The following is a 14,354-nucleotide window of genomic DNA, read 5'->3' on the forward strand; positions in this document are numbered from 1 at the left end:
GGTGAATGTAAATTTTAAAGCGTTTAACAATAAAATCTTCCCGACGCTGGCATTATCCAGATCCGGTTCGGTCTAAGCTTTTAGCTTACTCTCAGCCTGTTTCACAAGCTCCCGTCATTTATTGTATTATTATATCGCAATTTTACGTTGAGTGCGAGAGGTTTTAATAAATTTTATTAACTCTTCTGTAGTTTGAACATGATAGGGAAGTTTTGCTAGACAATATTTAAAAATTTCAGCCGCCGCTAAAGCATCACTTAAGGCTCTATGGTGGATACTTTCTATCCCCAATAATTCTTTTAAGGCATCAAGTTTATATTTAGGACTTTGTATGCAGCATTGTGCAAATTCTATAGTGCAAATATAGCGATTAAGCAAAATTCCTAAGCCACATTCATGTAAAGCTTTGGAAATAAAACCATAATCAAAGCGAACATTATGTGCTACAAAAATACTATCCTTTAAAAAAAGTTTAAAATCTCTTAAAACTTGTTTTAAATTTGGGGCATTTTCAACCATATCAAAACTAATCCCTGTTAATTCAGTAATATTTTCCGGTATTTGATCAACTTTTATTAGAGTATTAAAGCGATCTAATTCTTTGGAATTTTTAATTTTAACAGCTCCAATTTCTAAAATTTGCCCATGCTTAATACCGCCAGTGCTTTCTATATCTACTATGCAAAAAGTCTCTTCTTTGATTTTTGTAGTACGCGTTTTTAAACTTAAAAAATTATCATGATTTAAATAAAAACCTAAGCCCAAAAGTTCAAAAGTTTCTAAATCAAGCTGATAATCTTGAAGTTCATCAACTTTGCAAAATTGTTTAATCACCCATTCATAAGGTTTGCTTTGTTTGCTCAAAACAGAAATAATTTGCTCAACTTGTTGAGAACTCAAAATTCTAACTTTAATGATGAAATAGAAGTTTTATAATCATTAGAAGAAAAGATATAGCTTCCAGCAACTAAAATATCTGCTCCTGCTTGTTCTAATTCGCTTGCATTTAAACCATTAACACCACCATCAACCTCAATAAAAACTTTAGCATTTTTACAATCAATCAGTTCTCTTAATGTTTTAATTTTTTCATAGGTAAAATTTAAAAAACTTTGCCCACCAAATCCAGGATTTACACTCATTAAAAGAATCATATCTACAAAATCAATCATGTGTTTAATAGAATCTATAGGCGTATGAGGGTTTAAAACTATAGCTGGATGAATTCCACAAGATCTTATATACTCACACATTCTTATAGGGTGTTTTTCTATTTCCACATGAAAGGAAATAAATTTAGGTTTCAATGGAATAAATAAATCTACAAATTTCTTAACATCTTCTACCATCAAATGCACATCCAAAGGAAGGTTGCTAATGCTAGAAATTTTTTCTATCACGCAAGGTCCAAAAGTAAAATTAGGTACAAAATAACCGTCCATTACATCAATATGCAAAAGATCGGCTCCTGCTTCTTCTACAGCTTTAATTTCTTTTTCTAAATTTAAAAAATTAGCAGATAATAAACTTGGAGCAACATACATGATTAAAAAACCTTCTTGTAAGAATAATTTTTAGAAAAATATTCTATCCATTTATAAATAAAAATAGTATAAATATTTGAATATTTTAAGTTTAAATTTGTTAAAATCCCTATTTAAAAATTATCCCAAACAATAAGGAACTAAAATGGCAAGAGTATGTCAAATCACAGGCAAAGGGCCAATGGTAGGCAATAATGTTAGCCATGCTAATAATAAAACAAAAAGACGTTTTTTACCTAATCTTAGAACAGTTCGTGTAACCTTAGAAGATGGTACTACTAGAAAAATGAAAATCGCTGCGTCTACTTTAAGAACCCTAAAAAAACAAAATTCTAAGTAATATTTTTGAGGATTTATCCTCAAAAAATCACACTAAAACTTTCCAAATTATATATACATTTAATTTATCATTAAATTTTTAATATTTTTTAAGTAAAAATATTAACTTACTTAGATATAATTAATTATACAATATTAATTTCACAACATGAGGAGAAATTTATGTTACACGAATATCGCGATCTTATTTCAGAGCTTAAAGGTAAAGATGCTCATTTTGATAAATTATTTGAACGTCACAATGAACTTGATGAGCAAATTAAAAATGCAGAAGAAAATAAAATTTCAACTCTTAGTGATATTGAAATTTCAAATCTTAAAAAAGAAAAACTTCATATTAAAGATGAATTGAAAAAATATTTAGAAAATTATAAAAAATAAAGGTGGAGCTATGTTTAGTAAAAAAACTAATTATGAGAGTTTTCAAAAATTAGAAGAAGAAAATAAAAATCTTTCAAATCAAATTCAAAAAATTAAAGCCGAAAATTTAGAGTTAAAAAATAAAATTTCAGACTTAGAGCAAGAAGCTTTAGAATCTAAATTAAAAACCGATCTTTTAAACGTATTATTAAATGGTATTTTAAAAAATATCACTATAGTTCAAAATGATATGCTTGAAAATGTTGATAAAGCCGAAGTTATATCTAATTACTCCAAAACTTCACTTATAGAAATGGATGAATTGAGTCATATTGCAGATTCTATTAATGCTTCTTTAAGTAATATCACAGAATCCGCCAATAAAACACGCGATACAGCTGGAACTTTACATCGTAGCGTTGATGAAATTACTAATGTTATTAATCTAATCAAAGATGTATCAGATCAAACCAATCTTTTAGCACTTAATGCCGCTATAGAAGCTGCACGTGCAGGAGAACATGGGCGAGGATTTGCTGTCGTGGCCGATGAAGTTAGAAAACTAGCAGAAAAAACACAAAAAGCAACTACAGAAGTAGAAATGAATATCAATCTTTTAAAACAAAATGCTAATGAAATGTATAGTCAAAGCGAACAAGTTGAAAAAATTTCTCTTGATTCTAGTGCTCATATTGTCAATTTTTCAGAGAAGTTCTCCCATCTTGTATCTGAAGCGCATTCTACAAATTCAAACGCAGTTAATATTGCCTCTGAAGCGTTTATATCTCTTGCTAAATTAGACCATATTGCTTTTAAACTGAATGGATATAGAGAAATCTTTACAAAAACTGGAAAAAGATTAGCAGATCACACAAGCTGTCGTCTTGGAAAATGGTTAGCTGGTACTGGAAAAGAAAGATTTGGAACTAGTAAAAGCTTCTTGAAAATTGCAGAACCTCATGAAAAAGTACATGAAAATATGAATAGTGCTATTGATATAGCTGCTGCAGAAGACGTAAGTTCAAATTTAACTCAACATAAAATCATAGAAAGATGTCAAACAGCTGAAAATGCTTCCTTAAATTTATTCGACGTCTTTAAAGAAATGCTTCACGAAAGCACAAAAAAATAATCTTTTTACCTTTTTTAAAGGTAAAAATCTTTTTTTTCTTTTAAAAACCACAAATAAGAAAAATCTAACAAAGGGTTGCAAATAATATTTTGTGAAAATTTTTCATATTCTTCAATTTTTACAAAAATAACTTCAATTTGCTCTCCATCTATTCCTCCGCCATCAGAAATTTTATCATTTTCATTTATGGTTGCAAAATAAAGACTTTGCTTACTTACTCCCGAACCAAAACCGGTGTAAAAATCTTTAATTTTTTCAAGTTTTTTAGGACAATATCCAACCTCTTCCACACATTCTTCTTTGGCTATTTGCTCTAAAGATAAATTCTTATCTACTAAACCGGAGCAAAGTTCTACTGTATATCCTATTTCTTTACCTTGATAATTTTCATGATGGATCTGATGATACCAAAGAGGTATTCTAAATTGACGAACAAAAACAAAGCTTTTAAATTCTTCATGATATAAAAGTATAGAAACACTATCTTTTGCTTCTATAAAATCCCAAGTGCAATATCTATCATTACTTTCATAAGAAAAACGTTTAGGCTTAATATATTCGGAATGATCAAATAATATTTCTTTTAAATTTTTAAATGCCATTAAAAAACCTTTGATATAAGAAAATAATTTTTTATTAATGATATCGCGGGTATTTTAAATTAAGATAAAATAATAAATTAAACTTCTAAAAAAGCTCCGAGTTTAAGTATTTTTTGCATACGATTAGCCACAAGCTCATTTGGATTTATTGCATTTAATTCATCTAATGCTTTTTTTACATAATTAGCAATAGCAATAGCAGCTCCTTCTTTATCTCTATGTGCACCATTGATGGGTTCTTCTATAACATCATCAATCAAATCCTGCTCTTTTAGATCATCTGCAGTTACCTTCATTGCTTTAGTTGCTACTTCGATTTTACTAGGATCATTCCAAAGAATTGCCGCACAACCTTCAGGAGAAATAACAGAGAAAACAGAATTTTTCATCATAGCAAGTTTATCAGCAACTCCTATAGCTAAAGCTCCACCACTACCACCTTCTCCAATCACTACAGCTATAGTAGGAGTTTTTAAATCGCTAAATTCATAAAGATTTTTAGCAATAGCTTCACTTTGACCACGCTCTTCAGCACCAATACCAGGATAAGCACCTGGAGTATCAATTAAAAACAAAATTGGAATTTGAAATTTTTCTGCAAGCTTCGCAACTCTTAAAGCTTTTCGGTAACCCTCAGGATGTGGCATTCCAAAATTTCTTGCTATTTTATCTTTAGTTCCTCTACCCTTTTGCTCACCGATAACAATAAGTTTTTTATCGCCCAAATATCCCATAAAACAAACAATAGCAGGATCATCTCTAAAAGCACGATCTCCATGTATTTCATGTGCATTTTGCAATATAAGATCTATATAATCAAGAGCATAAGGACGATCAGGATGACGAGCAAGCTGCAAACGACCATAATCGTTTAAATTTTTATAAGTTTTTATAATTTCTTTTTCAAGATTTTTTTTTAAAATAACAATGGCATCAACATCTCCCTTAATTTGTGCATTAGCAATATCTTCATCAAGTTGTTGAATATTTTTTTCAAATTCTAAATATGAAGCCATCTTAATCTACTTTTTTAAAAACGACACAACCATTAGTGCCACCAAAGCCAAAAGAATTACTCATTACTACTTTTAGATCCATTTTTTTGGCAGAATTTGGAACATAATCTAAATCGCATTCTTCATCTTTTACAAGCTGATTTATAGTTGGTGGAACAATACCATCTCTTAAAGCCATGATGCTTATAACCGCTTCAATTGCTCCAGCAGCTCCTAAACAATGTCCTGTTTGTCCTTTTGTAGAACTAACCAATGGAACATTAGCACCAAAAAGCTCTTTAATGGCAGCAGTTTCATTTTTATCATTAACCGGAGTTGAAGTTCCATGTGCATTAATATAATCAACTTTAGGATTTCCAGCCATATTTAAAGCTTTTTTCATAGCTCTTAAAGGACCATCTAAAGTTGGAGAAGTGATATGATGCGCATCGGCACTTTCACCAAAACCTACCAATTCTGCATAAATAGTAGCTCCTCGTTTTTTAGCTTCTTCATAATCTTCAAAAACCAAAGCACCTGCACCCTCTCCCATAACAAAACCATCTCTTTCTTTATCAAAAGGTCTTGAGGCACGTTCAGGATCATCATTTCTAGTTGATAAAGCTTTCATAGAAGCAAAACCGCCTATTCCTACTGGACATATAGCAGCTTCAGCACCTATAACAAGCATTTTACTTGCAGTACCTAAAGCAATGCTTTTATAGGCTTCAGCGATAGCATGAGTTCCAGCGGCACAAGCAGTCACACAAGAAATATTTGGCCCTTTAAGTCCATGTTCGATCGAAATCAAGCCACCGAGCATATTAACCAAAGCCGAAGGAATAAAAAATGGAGAAATTTTTCGCGGTCCTCGTTCAGAACAGATGATCGAATTTTTTTCTATATTAGGCAAACCTCCTATACCAGCAGCAGATACTACGCCAAATTCTTCTTGATTAAAATTATCTTTTAAATTAGCATCTTGCATTGCTTCTCTAGCAGCTTTTATACCTAACTGAATAAAACGATCTACTTTTTTTACCTCTTTAGGATCTATAACATCCAAAGGATTAAAGTCAGTGATTTCTGCCGCTATTTGAACTGGAAAATCTGTTGTATCAAAAAGGGTAATTTTTTTTACCCCACTTTTACCTTCGCAAATAGCTTTAAAAGAACTCTCTTTATCTAAACCAAGGGCATTGATCATCCCAATGCCTGTAACCACGACTCTTTTCAAGAATAAACTCCTTGTAAAGTTAATAAAAATTACTTTTTAAGATTGTCAATATAATTTACAACATCTTCAATTTTAATAAGTTTTTCAGCATCGCTATCTGGAATTTCAACTTCAAATTTTTCTTCCAAAGCCATAATCAATTCTACAACATCTAAAGAGTCTGCGCCCAAATCTTCAATAATTTTAGATTCCATTTTAACTGTATCTGCATCAATACTTAATTGTTCTACTACTACTGCTTTTACATCATCAAATGTTGCCATTTATATCTCCTTAAAAATAAAAAATTAAAAAATAAAGCGTATTTTACTATAAAAAACTTAAAATATTTATAGTTTTTGATTATACTTTAAAAAAATTAAATCAACCAAGGGGATAAAAAATGCTCTTTCAAAAACTTATCAAAGAAAATTTAAAAATTTGGAATGAGTATATACATCATAATTTTGTAAAACAGCTTGAAGATGAAACTTTAAGCAAAGAACAATTTCTTTTCTATTTAAAGCAAGATTATATGTATCTTATTAATTACTCAAAATGTTATGCAAGACTTGCTTTAAATGCTAATACGGTAGAGGAATTGCGTTTTGCCATTAAGTTTCAAAATTACACCCTAGAAGGAGAATTGGAACTTCATAAAAGTATCTTGGAATTAGGTATTGATACAAGTCATTTTAATGAAAAAGATGAAAGTCTTATTAATATTGCTTATTCGCGTTATATATTAAGCGTGGGTGAAAATGGAGATTTTTTAGACATGCTAATTGCTCTTAGTGCTTGTGCAATAGGCTATGGATACATAGGGAATGAAATTTGTAAAAATATCTCAAAAGAAAAGTTGCAAAACCATCTTTATAAAGAATGGATTTTAACTTATTCAAGTCAAGAATTTCAGGCAACAGTAAAAGAATTTGAAGATTTTGTTAATTCTTATAGTGATCAAATTTCTGAAGAAAAATTTAAAAAACTTAATTCAATTTTTCATAATGTCGTGCGTTTGGAAATTGCTTTTTGGGAACATTCTTTAAAAATGCAAATAAATATTTAAACCTAAAGTAAGATTTTCTTACTTTAAGGTTTTAAATTCTCCATTGCTAAATTGCATTCTAGCACTTAAATTATCGAGATAAAAAACTTCAAATCTTAAATCTTCTGGAGTATTGTATAAATTTTTTAAATAAGGATATTTTTCAAACATCATTTTTTTAACTTCCAAATTAGATTCAAAAATCGCATTAGCTCTAAGCCTTAAAAAAGTTCCCTCTTTAGAACAAGAACAAAACTCAATTCCATTATAATTTTTGATATGTTTATAAAGTCCTTTAGTATTTGAAGTGCAAAAATAAATTCTATCCTTAAATAAAAGCGGACTCTGTATAGGCCGAACTCTAGGATTTCCACAAGTACCTAGAGTTGCTAAAAAAGCAGGTGGATTATTATCTAAAAATTGCATGATTTCTTCTAAATTCATCACAACTCCTTACATATACAAACCGCCATTAACCTTAAGCACATCTCCTGTAATATAAGAAGAATAATCACTTAATAAAAATGCGACGCAATAAGCCACCTCTTCAGGTTCAGCAAAACGTTTAAATGGAATGCCATCTTGGTACATTTTTTTAATTTCTTCGCTTAAAACTTCAGTCATATCGCTTTTTATAAAACCTGGAGTTACGCAATTAAAACGTAAATTTCTACTTGCTCCCTCTTTAGCAAAAGATTTTGTCATGGCTATCATTCCACCTTTACTTGCTGAGTAATTTACTTGTCCCGCATTTCCCATTTCCCCAACAATAGAAGCGATATTAACCACAGCACCAAAACGCTTTTTACTCATTGTTTTTAAAGCTTCTCTACATCCTAAAAATGCTGAATTTAAATTCACATCCACGACAGAACTAAATTCGTCTAACTTCATTCTTAAAGCCAATTTATCATTCGTAACACCCGCGTTATTTACAAGATAACTAAGCTCTCCATCGCTTTCAACAATAGTTTTCACACCATTTTCAAATTCATCTTCTTTGCTTGCATCAAATTTAATCACCGCTGCATCGCCACCTTTTGCAATGATTTCATCCTTTAAAGCATCCGCTAATTCTGGTTTTGAACGATAATTAATCCAAACTTTAAGTCCAAAATCAGCTAAAGTTTTTGCAATAGAAGCACCTATACCTTTACTTGCACCTGTTATTAAAACGTTTTTTCCGCTAAATTTCATCATTTTATCCTTATTAAAAATTAATCTTTTAAATTTGTCAGAATTTTAACAAATTTAAAAAGAAAAAAGCAAATCAATTAAAACAAAGCTTCATTCATTTCTTTTGGAATTTCTAAATCTAAAATTTTTAAAACACTTGCAGCTATATTGCTAAGTCCCATATTGTTTTTAATTTTTTGCACTCCATTTGCCTCTATAAATGCAAAAACATCAAAGGTTGTATGGTTAGTGAGTAAATTACCTTTTTCATCCTGCATAGCTTCGCAATTTCCATGATCGCTTGTAATAATAAAAGCATAATTATTTTTTCTAGCACATTCAATCACTTCACCCAAGCAAGTATCCACTGTCTCTACAGCTTTAATAGCCGCATCAAAATTTCCAGTATGTCCTACCATATCACCGTTTGCAAAATTAACAACGATGAGATCTTCGCCCTTATTGATCCCCTTTTTTACGATATCACATACTTTAAAAGCACTCATTTGAGGTTTTTCATCATAAGTTTTAACCTTAGGACTTGGAATTAAAATTCTTGTTTCATTTTCTAATAACTCTTCTTTGCCTCCATTAAAGAAAAAGGTCACATGGGCGTATTTTTCAGTTTCAGCCGTATGAAGTTGAGTTAATCCTGCTTTAGAAATTATTTCTGGCAAAGTATTTTGAATTTTTTCTTTTTGAAATATTACAGGGATATCAAAACGATCATCATAAACACTCATGGTTAATAAATTTTGAAAAATTTTATCTCGTTTAAATTCTTTAAAATCTTGAAAATTTAATGCCTCAACAAGTTGTTTCATTCTATCGTTTCTAAAATTAATGAAAATCAACCCATCATTCTCATCCATCCCTTTATAGTCCTTATGCTTGACCGCTTTTATGAATTCATCCGTGATTTGATCTTGATAAGATTGTTGTATATATTTTATAAAATCATCGCTACTTTGACTTTCACCCATTAAACATTGATAATATTCTTGAATTCTATCCCAACGCTTATCTCTATCCATCGCATAAAAACGCCCGCATAAAGTTGCAAAACAAATTCCTAATTGATCGCAATGTTCTTGCAAATTTTTAATAAAATTTAAAGCACTTTTTGGATCTACATCTCGTCCATCAGTGATAGCATGCGCAAAAACTTCATTGCCATTTTTAGCACAAATTTCAAGTAAAGCCTTAAAATGCGTATCCATAGAATGCACTCCACCATCACTATAAAGCCCTATAATGTGAATTTTTTTGCATTTTGCTAATAAACTTTTTAAATTAGAATTGTTTTTAAGCTGATCATTTTGAATAGCTTGATTGATCCGCACCAAATTCTGATAAATAATCCGTCCACTGCCTATACACATATGACCTACTTCACTATTGCCCATTTGACCTTCAGGCAAACCCACTGCCAAACCACTGGTTTTTAATAAAGAATAAGGCACTTCTTTAAAAAGCTTTTCATAGGTAGGTTTTTTTGCTGCTTCAAAAGCATTGAATTTTTTATCTTGATTAAAACCTATTCCATCTGTAATCACTAAAATACATTTTTGTTTCATTATTCTAAACTTTATAAGAATTTTTTTGGTTACATTTTAATAAAATTAAGCTTTTAAAAACCAAAAAGAAGGTTCAATTTGTATTATCTTTCTGATTTAAGCAATTATGCTTTTTTTACTTATATTAGTGTGCGTGCTGGTTTTGCGTTTTTTATCGCTTTATGTTTATCTTTGTTTTTAATGCCTAAATTTATAGCTTGGGCAAAAACTAAAAATGCTAATCAACCTATTTATGAATATGCTCCTGAAAACCACAAGGTAAAATCACATACTCCAACTATGGGTGGTCTTGTATTTATATTTTGCGCTCTTTTGGCAAGTTTATTGTGTATAAGATATGAAAATGTTTTTGCTATAAGCTCCTTACTTTGTCTTACTCTTTTTTGCCTTATTGGCCTTGTTGATGATCTTGGCAAAGTTTTAAAAAAAGATAATCACTCAGGACTCAGTCCAAAAATGAAACTTTTAGCCCAAATTGGTGCGGGTTTAATTTGCGTCCTACCTTTATATTTTAGTTCTCAATTTAACACTGAATTTTATATTCCATTTTACAAATATCCTCTTTTTAACATGGAAATTTTTGCACTTTTCTTTTGGGTTTTAGTTCTAATTTCAAGTTCAAATGCTGTAAATTTAACCGATGGACTTGATGGATTAGCAACCGTACCTAGTATTTTTTCCTTATCAACTTTAGGTATTCTTTTATATTTGAGTGGAAATTTTAACTATAGCGAATACTTACTTTTACCAAAAATTCAAGGTTTGGGCGAAGTTAGCATTATCTGTGCTGCGCTGATTGGAGCTTTAATGGGATTTTTATGGTATAACTGCTATCCAGCTCAAGTTTTTATGGGAGATAGTGGAAGTTTGGCTATCGGAGGATTTATAGGCTTTTTAGCTATCATCAGCAAAAATGAAGTTTTACTCTTGCTTATAGGTTTTGTTTTTGTTCTTGAAACCATTTCAGTTATTTTACAAGTGGGAAGCTTTAAAATTTTTAACAAAAGAGTTTTTAAAATGGCACCTATTCATCATCATTTTGAAAAAGTAGGATGGGTAGAAAATAAAATCATAGTGCGCTTTTGGATGATCGCTTTTCTTACAAATTTACTCGCACTTGCATCCATAAAGTTACGCTGATGAAAATTTCTCTTTTTGGATATGGAAAAACAACACAGGCTATAGCAAAAAATCTTGCTGATAAATTTGGCGTTTTTAATATTTATGATGATAATTTTAAAAATACAACTCAAGATGAATTAGGTAATTATCTTTTAAATCCTAAAGAATTTGATGAAAATTTAAGCGATCTTGAAATTCCAAGCCCAGGTTTTCCACCAAACCATGCATTAATAAAAAAAGCAAAAAATCTACAAAGCGAATATGACTTTTTTTATGATGCTATGCCAAGATCTGTTTGGATTAGTGGCACAAATGGAAAAACGACAACCACGCAAATGACAACGCATTTATTATCACACGTAGGCGCGATAATGGGAGGAAATATTGGAACTCCTTTAGCCAAACTTGATACTCATGCTAAACTTTGGGTGCTTGAAACCTCGTCTTTTACTCTTCATTATACTCATATTGCCAAACCTGAAATTTACGCTCTTTTACCTATAAGCGCAGATCATCTTTCGTGGCATGGAAATTTTGAAAACTATGTCAAAGATAAACTCAGCGTTTTAGAGAGAATGAATGAATGCGATATAGCAATTTTGCCAAAAATTTATGAGAACACCCCTACTAAAACCTATATTGTTTCTTATGAAGATGAAAAAGATTTAGCAAGTAAATTTGGTATTGATATAGATAAAATTTCTTTTAAAAGTCCTTTTTTGCTTGATGCTGTTATGTCTTTAGCTATAGAAAAAATTTTACTAGATACCTTAAGTTATGATCTTTTAAATCAATTTATCCTTGAAGAAAATAAACTTGAAGAATTATTTGATACCCAAGGAAGACTTTGGGTAAATGATACAAAAGCGACCAATGAAAGTGCTGTTATGGCGGCGCTAAATCGGTACAAGGATAAAAAAATCCATTTAATCATCGGCGGAGATGATAAGGGTGTGGATTTAAGCACTTTATTTGAATTTATAAAAAAATTTGACATTACGCTTTATGCCATAGGTATAAGCACAAAAAAAATGCTTGATTATGCTAAAAATGCTAATATAAAAATAATCAAATGCGAAATATTAAGCAAAGCCGTAGAAGAAATTTCAAAAGTTCTTCAAAAAAATGAAGTCGCTCTTTTAAGCCCAGCTTGTGCTAGTTTAGATCAATTTAGTTCTTATATAGAACGCGGAAAAACCTTTAAAGAATGTATCAATAAAATTTAATTTTTATATTTTATTGATATTAATAAAAATTTGTATTTTGTCGATATTAAATACTAAATAATAATTATGACAATCAAGAAAATGGCAAATAAATATAAAAGCACTCTTGGCGGTTGGTATTCTAGGAGGTAAAATATGAATACCATTAATTCAAGTTTGGGTATTTTTGGAATAAGTATAACGAATGACTGGAGTCTGAGCGATAAAAATACCGCTCAAACTCCAAATGATAAAAAAAAGTCAAATGTTGCAAATTTAGATGAACTTCTAAAATCTTACAAAGATTATTATGATGAACTTACAAAAGAAATTCCTATCGCTAAAGGCTCTATACAAGATCAGATTTTAAAGGGTGAATTAAGCCAAGAAGATTTTAAAGAAATTGAAGATTTTAAAGCAAAAAATAAAGCTTCGGTGCATTGGATAGATGAAGACTTACAAAAAGAATATGTAAAAATTTATCACACAAGTATGAGTGTAGAAGAATTTAAACAAAAATGGTTAGATCTTCAAGCCAAACACGAAGCTAGATTTGGTGAAATTGCCGAGCAAAGCAGAAAAGATATTCAGCAAGAAATGCAAACTGCACAAGAACAAGAAATAAAAACTTTTAAACCCATCCAAGCAGAAAGTAAAAACAAAGAAACTTATAAAGATGAAATAAAAAATAGTTTTTGGGAACAATTTTTAAAAGTTCAAAAAGAAAATGGAGTAGATATTTTAGAACTTATGGAAAAACTTAATGAAAAAGGTATAGATAAAAGAATTTAAAAAATAATTTTAAAATTTAAAATTATTAAAAAAACAAATTTATAAAAATATATCATTATTTCTATAACATAAACTTCTCATCATTTCTAACCGATATAGAAATGATAAAAATATTATCTACCACTATAACCAAAAAGGCAGTAAAATGATAAATAATATAAATTCTTACTCAAATTATAATTACTATACAAATACTTTAAATTCTAAAAAGAATTCTAAAACAAATGATTCAGTAGATAATAATAAAGAAATAAACAACAATACAAATTTAAATAACAATATTTCAAACAATACCTCATTAAAACAAACCCAAGAAACAAATTCAAATTTAGTAAGTGATAAATCTAAGGCTATTAATAAAATACTAGGTTATGGTGTAGATGAAGATGGTTTTTTTACCAGTGATTTCAATGAAGCTGCAGGAATACCTAAAGATTATAAGATTTATGCTAAGGGTATGGAGAATTTTGTAAAAGATCAAATAAATACAGTGAAAGCTTTTACAAGTTTAGATATAGCCAAAAGTATAGGAAGAGCTTATAAAGTTTTTTCACAACTTATTGATGAGCCAAAAGGAAATTTTACAACTGAAGATATAAATAAAATTCCACAATGGTTTCAATGGGATAGTAAAACCTTGCAAGTAACAAAAATCTATACTAAAGATGAATATTATAAAACTGCTAGCTCAAATCCCACAGGTTTTGTAGATATGACAGATAAAAACTTATATGAAAATTCTTTAAAAAATACTATAAGCTTTCCTGATTGGGATAGTTTTGGTGATAGTTACATCAATAAAAAATCAGATATTTTTAAATTAAGCACAGGTGTAGATATAGGAAAAAATATTTATACAAACATAGATGGTTCAATATCTAAAGGCGGAGTTTTAATGGCATTTTTTGCTTCAAATGATAGTTCTCAATTTTTACGCGGTGAAACAACAATTGCAGGCAAGTTAGCAGGTCTTGATGACAATTTTGGAGCAGATAAAATACAAGAGTTATATCAATTTATGAAAGATAATAATATTACTTATGCCTTAGATGATAATATAGGTTCAAGTATGATGAAGATGCTTTCTTTAACTGAAAATATAAGTAGTGTAGAAGAATTTAAAAAACAATGGCTAGAAATGAAAGCTAAGAGTGACGCTATGGGAGAAAAATATAAGGCACAAATAGCACAACAAAATAATTCTAACTTAACACAACAAACCAACGAAAATGATCAAACAAAAGAT

At 29.8% G+C, this 14,354-nt stretch carries 17 protein-coding genes and 1 riboswitch; of the genes, 8 read left to right on the forward strand and 9 right to left on the reverse strand.

Translation table 11 applies throughout. The features are described from left to right. Positions 1-20: 20 nt before the first annotated feature. Positions 21-125, reverse strand: a riboswitch (TPP riboswitch). Positions 126-129: 4 nt separating this feature from the next. Further along, positions 130-900 (reverse strand): 3'-5' exonuclease, encoded by a 771-nt coding sequence (locus H2279_RS05330; RefSeq protein WP_337195833.1) that lies wholly within the window; start codon positions 898-900, stop codon positions 130-132. After that, the gene (rpe, locus tag H2279_RS05335; RefSeq protein WP_137624296.1) at positions 897-1,544 is read right to left on the reverse strand and encodes a ribulose-phosphate 3-epimerase; all 648 of its coding nucleotides are present in this window, start codon (positions 1,542-1,544) and stop codon (positions 897-899) included. Before rpe ends, H2279_RS05330 begins: the two co-directional genes overlap by 4 nt. A gap of 145 nt (positions 1,545-1,689) precedes the next feature. Between rpe and rpmB the strand changes: the two genes are divergently transcribed. The 3 genes from rpmB (at position 1,690) to H2279_RS05350 (ending at position 3,375) form a co-directional block, all read left to right on the forward strand. Next, positions 1,690-1,884, forward strand: coding sequence for a 50S ribosomal protein L28 (rpmB, locus tag H2279_RS05340; RefSeq protein WP_137624295.1), 195 nt, complete (start codon positions 1,690-1,692; stop codon positions 1,882-1,884). A gap of 161 nt (positions 1,885-2,045) precedes the next feature. Continuing rightward, positions 2,046-2,264, forward strand: a complete 219-nt coding sequence (locus H2279_RS05345) for a YdcH family protein (RefSeq protein ID WP_137624294.1) — start codon at positions 2,046-2,048, stop codon at positions 2,262-2,264. 10 nt (positions 2,265-2,274) lie between these two features. Further along, positions 2,275-3,375, forward strand: coding sequence for a methyl-accepting chemotaxis protein (locus tag H2279_RS05350; protein WP_137624293.1), 1,101 nt, complete (start codon positions 2,275-2,277; stop codon positions 3,373-3,375). Positions 3,376-3,389: 14 nt separating this feature from the next. Here H2279_RS05350 and H2279_RS05355 read toward each other — a convergent pair whose 3' ends face one another. The 4 genes from H2279_RS05355 to acpP all read right to left on the reverse strand — a co-directional run bounded on the left by H2279_RS05355 (position 3,390) and on the right by acpP (position 6,472). Beyond that, positions 3,390-3,977, reverse strand: a complete 588-nt coding sequence (locus tag H2279_RS05355; RefSeq protein ID WP_337195834.1) for an NUDIX hydrolase — start codon at positions 3,975-3,977, stop codon at positions 3,390-3,392. 77 nt (positions 3,978-4,054) lie between these two features. Beyond that, positions 4,055-4,993, reverse strand: coding sequence for an acetyl-CoA carboxylase carboxyl transferase subunit alpha (accA, locus tag H2279_RS05360; RefSeq protein ID WP_337195835.1), 939 nt, complete (start codon positions 4,991-4,993; stop codon positions 4,055-4,057). Position 4,994: 1 nt separating this feature from the next. Continuing rightward, a complete protein-coding gene (locus H2279_RS05365; RefSeq protein ID WP_137624290.1) occupies positions 4,995-6,209 on the reverse strand; it encodes a beta-ketoacyl-ACP synthase II in 1,215 nt (404 codons plus the stop codon). A 29-nt stretch (positions 6,210-6,238) separates the two neighbouring features. Then, entirely contained in the window at positions 6,239-6,472 is a 234-nt protein-coding gene (gene acpP / locus H2279_RS05370) for an acyl carrier protein (RefSeq protein WP_137620899.1), read from the reverse strand. A 119-nt stretch (positions 6,473-6,591) separates the two neighbouring features. Here acpP and H2279_RS05375 point away from each other — a divergent pair, with 119 nt between their 5' ends. Next, positions 6,592-7,257 (forward strand): TenA family protein, encoded by a 666-nt coding sequence (locus H2279_RS05375; protein ID WP_337195836.1) that lies wholly within the window; start codon positions 6,592-6,594, stop codon positions 7,255-7,257. An 18-nt stretch (positions 7,258-7,275) separates the two neighbouring features. Here the strand turns inward: H2279_RS05375 and H2279_RS05380 are convergent, their stop codons facing one another. From H2279_RS05380 to gpmI, 3 genes are all read right to left on the reverse strand, one after another. Next, positions 7,276-7,683 (reverse strand): pyridoxamine 5'-phosphate oxidase family protein, encoded by a 408-nt coding sequence (locus tag H2279_RS05380; protein ID WP_337195837.1) that lies wholly within the window; start codon positions 7,681-7,683, stop codon positions 7,276-7,278. Positions 7,684-7,689: 6 nt separating this feature from the next. Then, the gene (fabG, locus tag H2279_RS05385) at positions 7,690-8,433 is read right to left on the reverse strand and encodes a 3-oxoacyl-ACP reductase FabG (RefSeq protein ID WP_337195838.1); all 744 of its coding nucleotides are present in this window, start codon (positions 8,431-8,433) and stop codon (positions 7,690-7,692) included. Between the two features lie 77 nt (positions 8,434-8,510). Next, positions 8,511-9,989 carry a 2,3-bisphosphoglycerate-independent phosphoglycerate mutase gene (gpmI, locus tag H2279_RS05390; RefSeq protein WP_337195839.1) on the reverse strand — a complete coding sequence of 493 codons (1,479 nt, stop codon included), beginning with the start codon at positions 9,987-9,989 and terminating at the stop codon, positions 8,511-8,513. 78 nt (positions 9,990-10,067) lie between these two features. On the opposite strand from gpmI, the gene mraY reads away from it, so the two are divergent. The 4 genes from mraY to H2279_RS05410 all read left to right on the forward strand — a co-directional run. Continuing rightward, positions 10,068-11,129, forward strand: a complete 1,062-nt coding sequence (mraY, locus tag H2279_RS05395; protein ID WP_137624285.1) for a phospho-N-acetylmuramoyl-pentapeptide-transferase — start codon at positions 10,068-10,070, stop codon at positions 11,127-11,129. Beyond that, positions 11,129-12,337 (forward strand): UDP-N-acetylmuramoyl-L-alanine--D-glutamate ligase, encoded by a 1,209-nt coding sequence (murD, locus tag H2279_RS05400; protein ID WP_337195840.1) that lies wholly within the window; start codon positions 11,129-11,131, stop codon positions 12,335-12,337. The genes mraY and murD overlap by 1 nt, the downstream gene beginning before the upstream one ends. A gap of 135 nt (positions 12,338-12,472) precedes the next feature. Next, positions 12,473-13,108, forward strand: a complete 636-nt coding sequence (locus H2279_RS05405; RefSeq protein ID WP_337195841.1) for a hypothetical protein — start codon at positions 12,473-12,475, stop codon at positions 13,106-13,108. Between the two features lie 145 nt (positions 13,109-13,253). Then, a partial coding sequence (locus H2279_RS05410) for a Cj0814 family flagellar-dependent secreted protein (protein WP_337195842.1) occupies positions 13,254-14,354 on the forward strand: 1,101 nt, incomplete at its 3' end.

This window comes from Campylobacter sp. B0100352/1, assembly GCF_020135855.1.
GTDB classification, from domain to species: domain Bacteria; phylum Campylobacterota; class Campylobacteria; order Campylobacterales; family Campylobacteraceae; genus Campylobacter_D; species Campylobacter_D taeniopygiae.

What these genes read in the sequence shown, in the direction of transcription:
- H2279_RS05375 (WP_337195836.1), top strand. Translation starts at nt 6,592, where the DNA reads ATGCTCTTTCAAAAACTTATCAAAGAAAATTTAAAAATTTGGAATGAG.
- H2279_RS05355 (WP_337195834.1), bottom strand. Translation starts at nt 3,977, where the DNA reads ATGGCATTTAAAAATTTAAAAGAAATATTATTTGATCATTCCGAATAT.
- acpP (WP_137620899.1), bottom strand. Translation starts at nt 6,472, where the DNA reads ATGGCAACATTTGATGATGTAAAAGCAGTAGTAGTAGAACAATTAAGT.
- murD (WP_337195840.1), top strand. Translation starts at nt 11,129, where the DNA reads ATGAAAATTTCTCTTTTTGGATATGGAAAAACAACACAGGCTATAGCA.
- rpe (WP_137624296.1), bottom strand. Translation starts at nt 1,544, where the DNA reads ATGTATGTTGCTCCAAGTTTATTATCTGCTAATTTTTTAAATTTAGAA.
- H2279_RS05405 (WP_337195841.1), top strand. Translation starts at nt 12,473, where the DNA reads ATGAATACCATTAATTCAAGTTTGGGTATTTTTGGAATAAGTATAACG.
- fabG (WP_337195838.1), bottom strand. Translation starts at nt 8,433, where the DNA reads ATGAAATTTAGCGGAAAAAACGTTTTAATAACAGGTGCAAGTAAAGGT.
- H2279_RS05345 (WP_137624294.1), top strand. Translation starts at nt 2,046, where the DNA reads ATGTTACACGAATATCGCGATCTTATTTCAGAGCTTAAAGGTAAAGAT.
- accA (WP_337195835.1), bottom strand. Translation starts at nt 4,993, where the DNA reads ATGGCTTCATATTTAGAATTTGAAAAAAATATTCAACAACTTGATGAA.
- rpmB (WP_137624295.1), top strand. Translation starts at nt 1,690, where the DNA reads ATGGCAAGAGTATGTCAAATCACAGGCAAAGGGCCAATGGTAGGCAAT.
- gpmI (WP_337195839.1), bottom strand. Translation starts at nt 9,989, where the DNA reads ATGAAACAAAAATGTATTTTAGTGATTACAGATGGAATAGGTTTTAAT.
- H2279_RS05350 (WP_137624293.1), top strand. Translation starts at nt 2,275, where the DNA reads ATGTTTAGTAAAAAAACTAATTATGAGAGTTTTCAAAAATTAGAAGAA.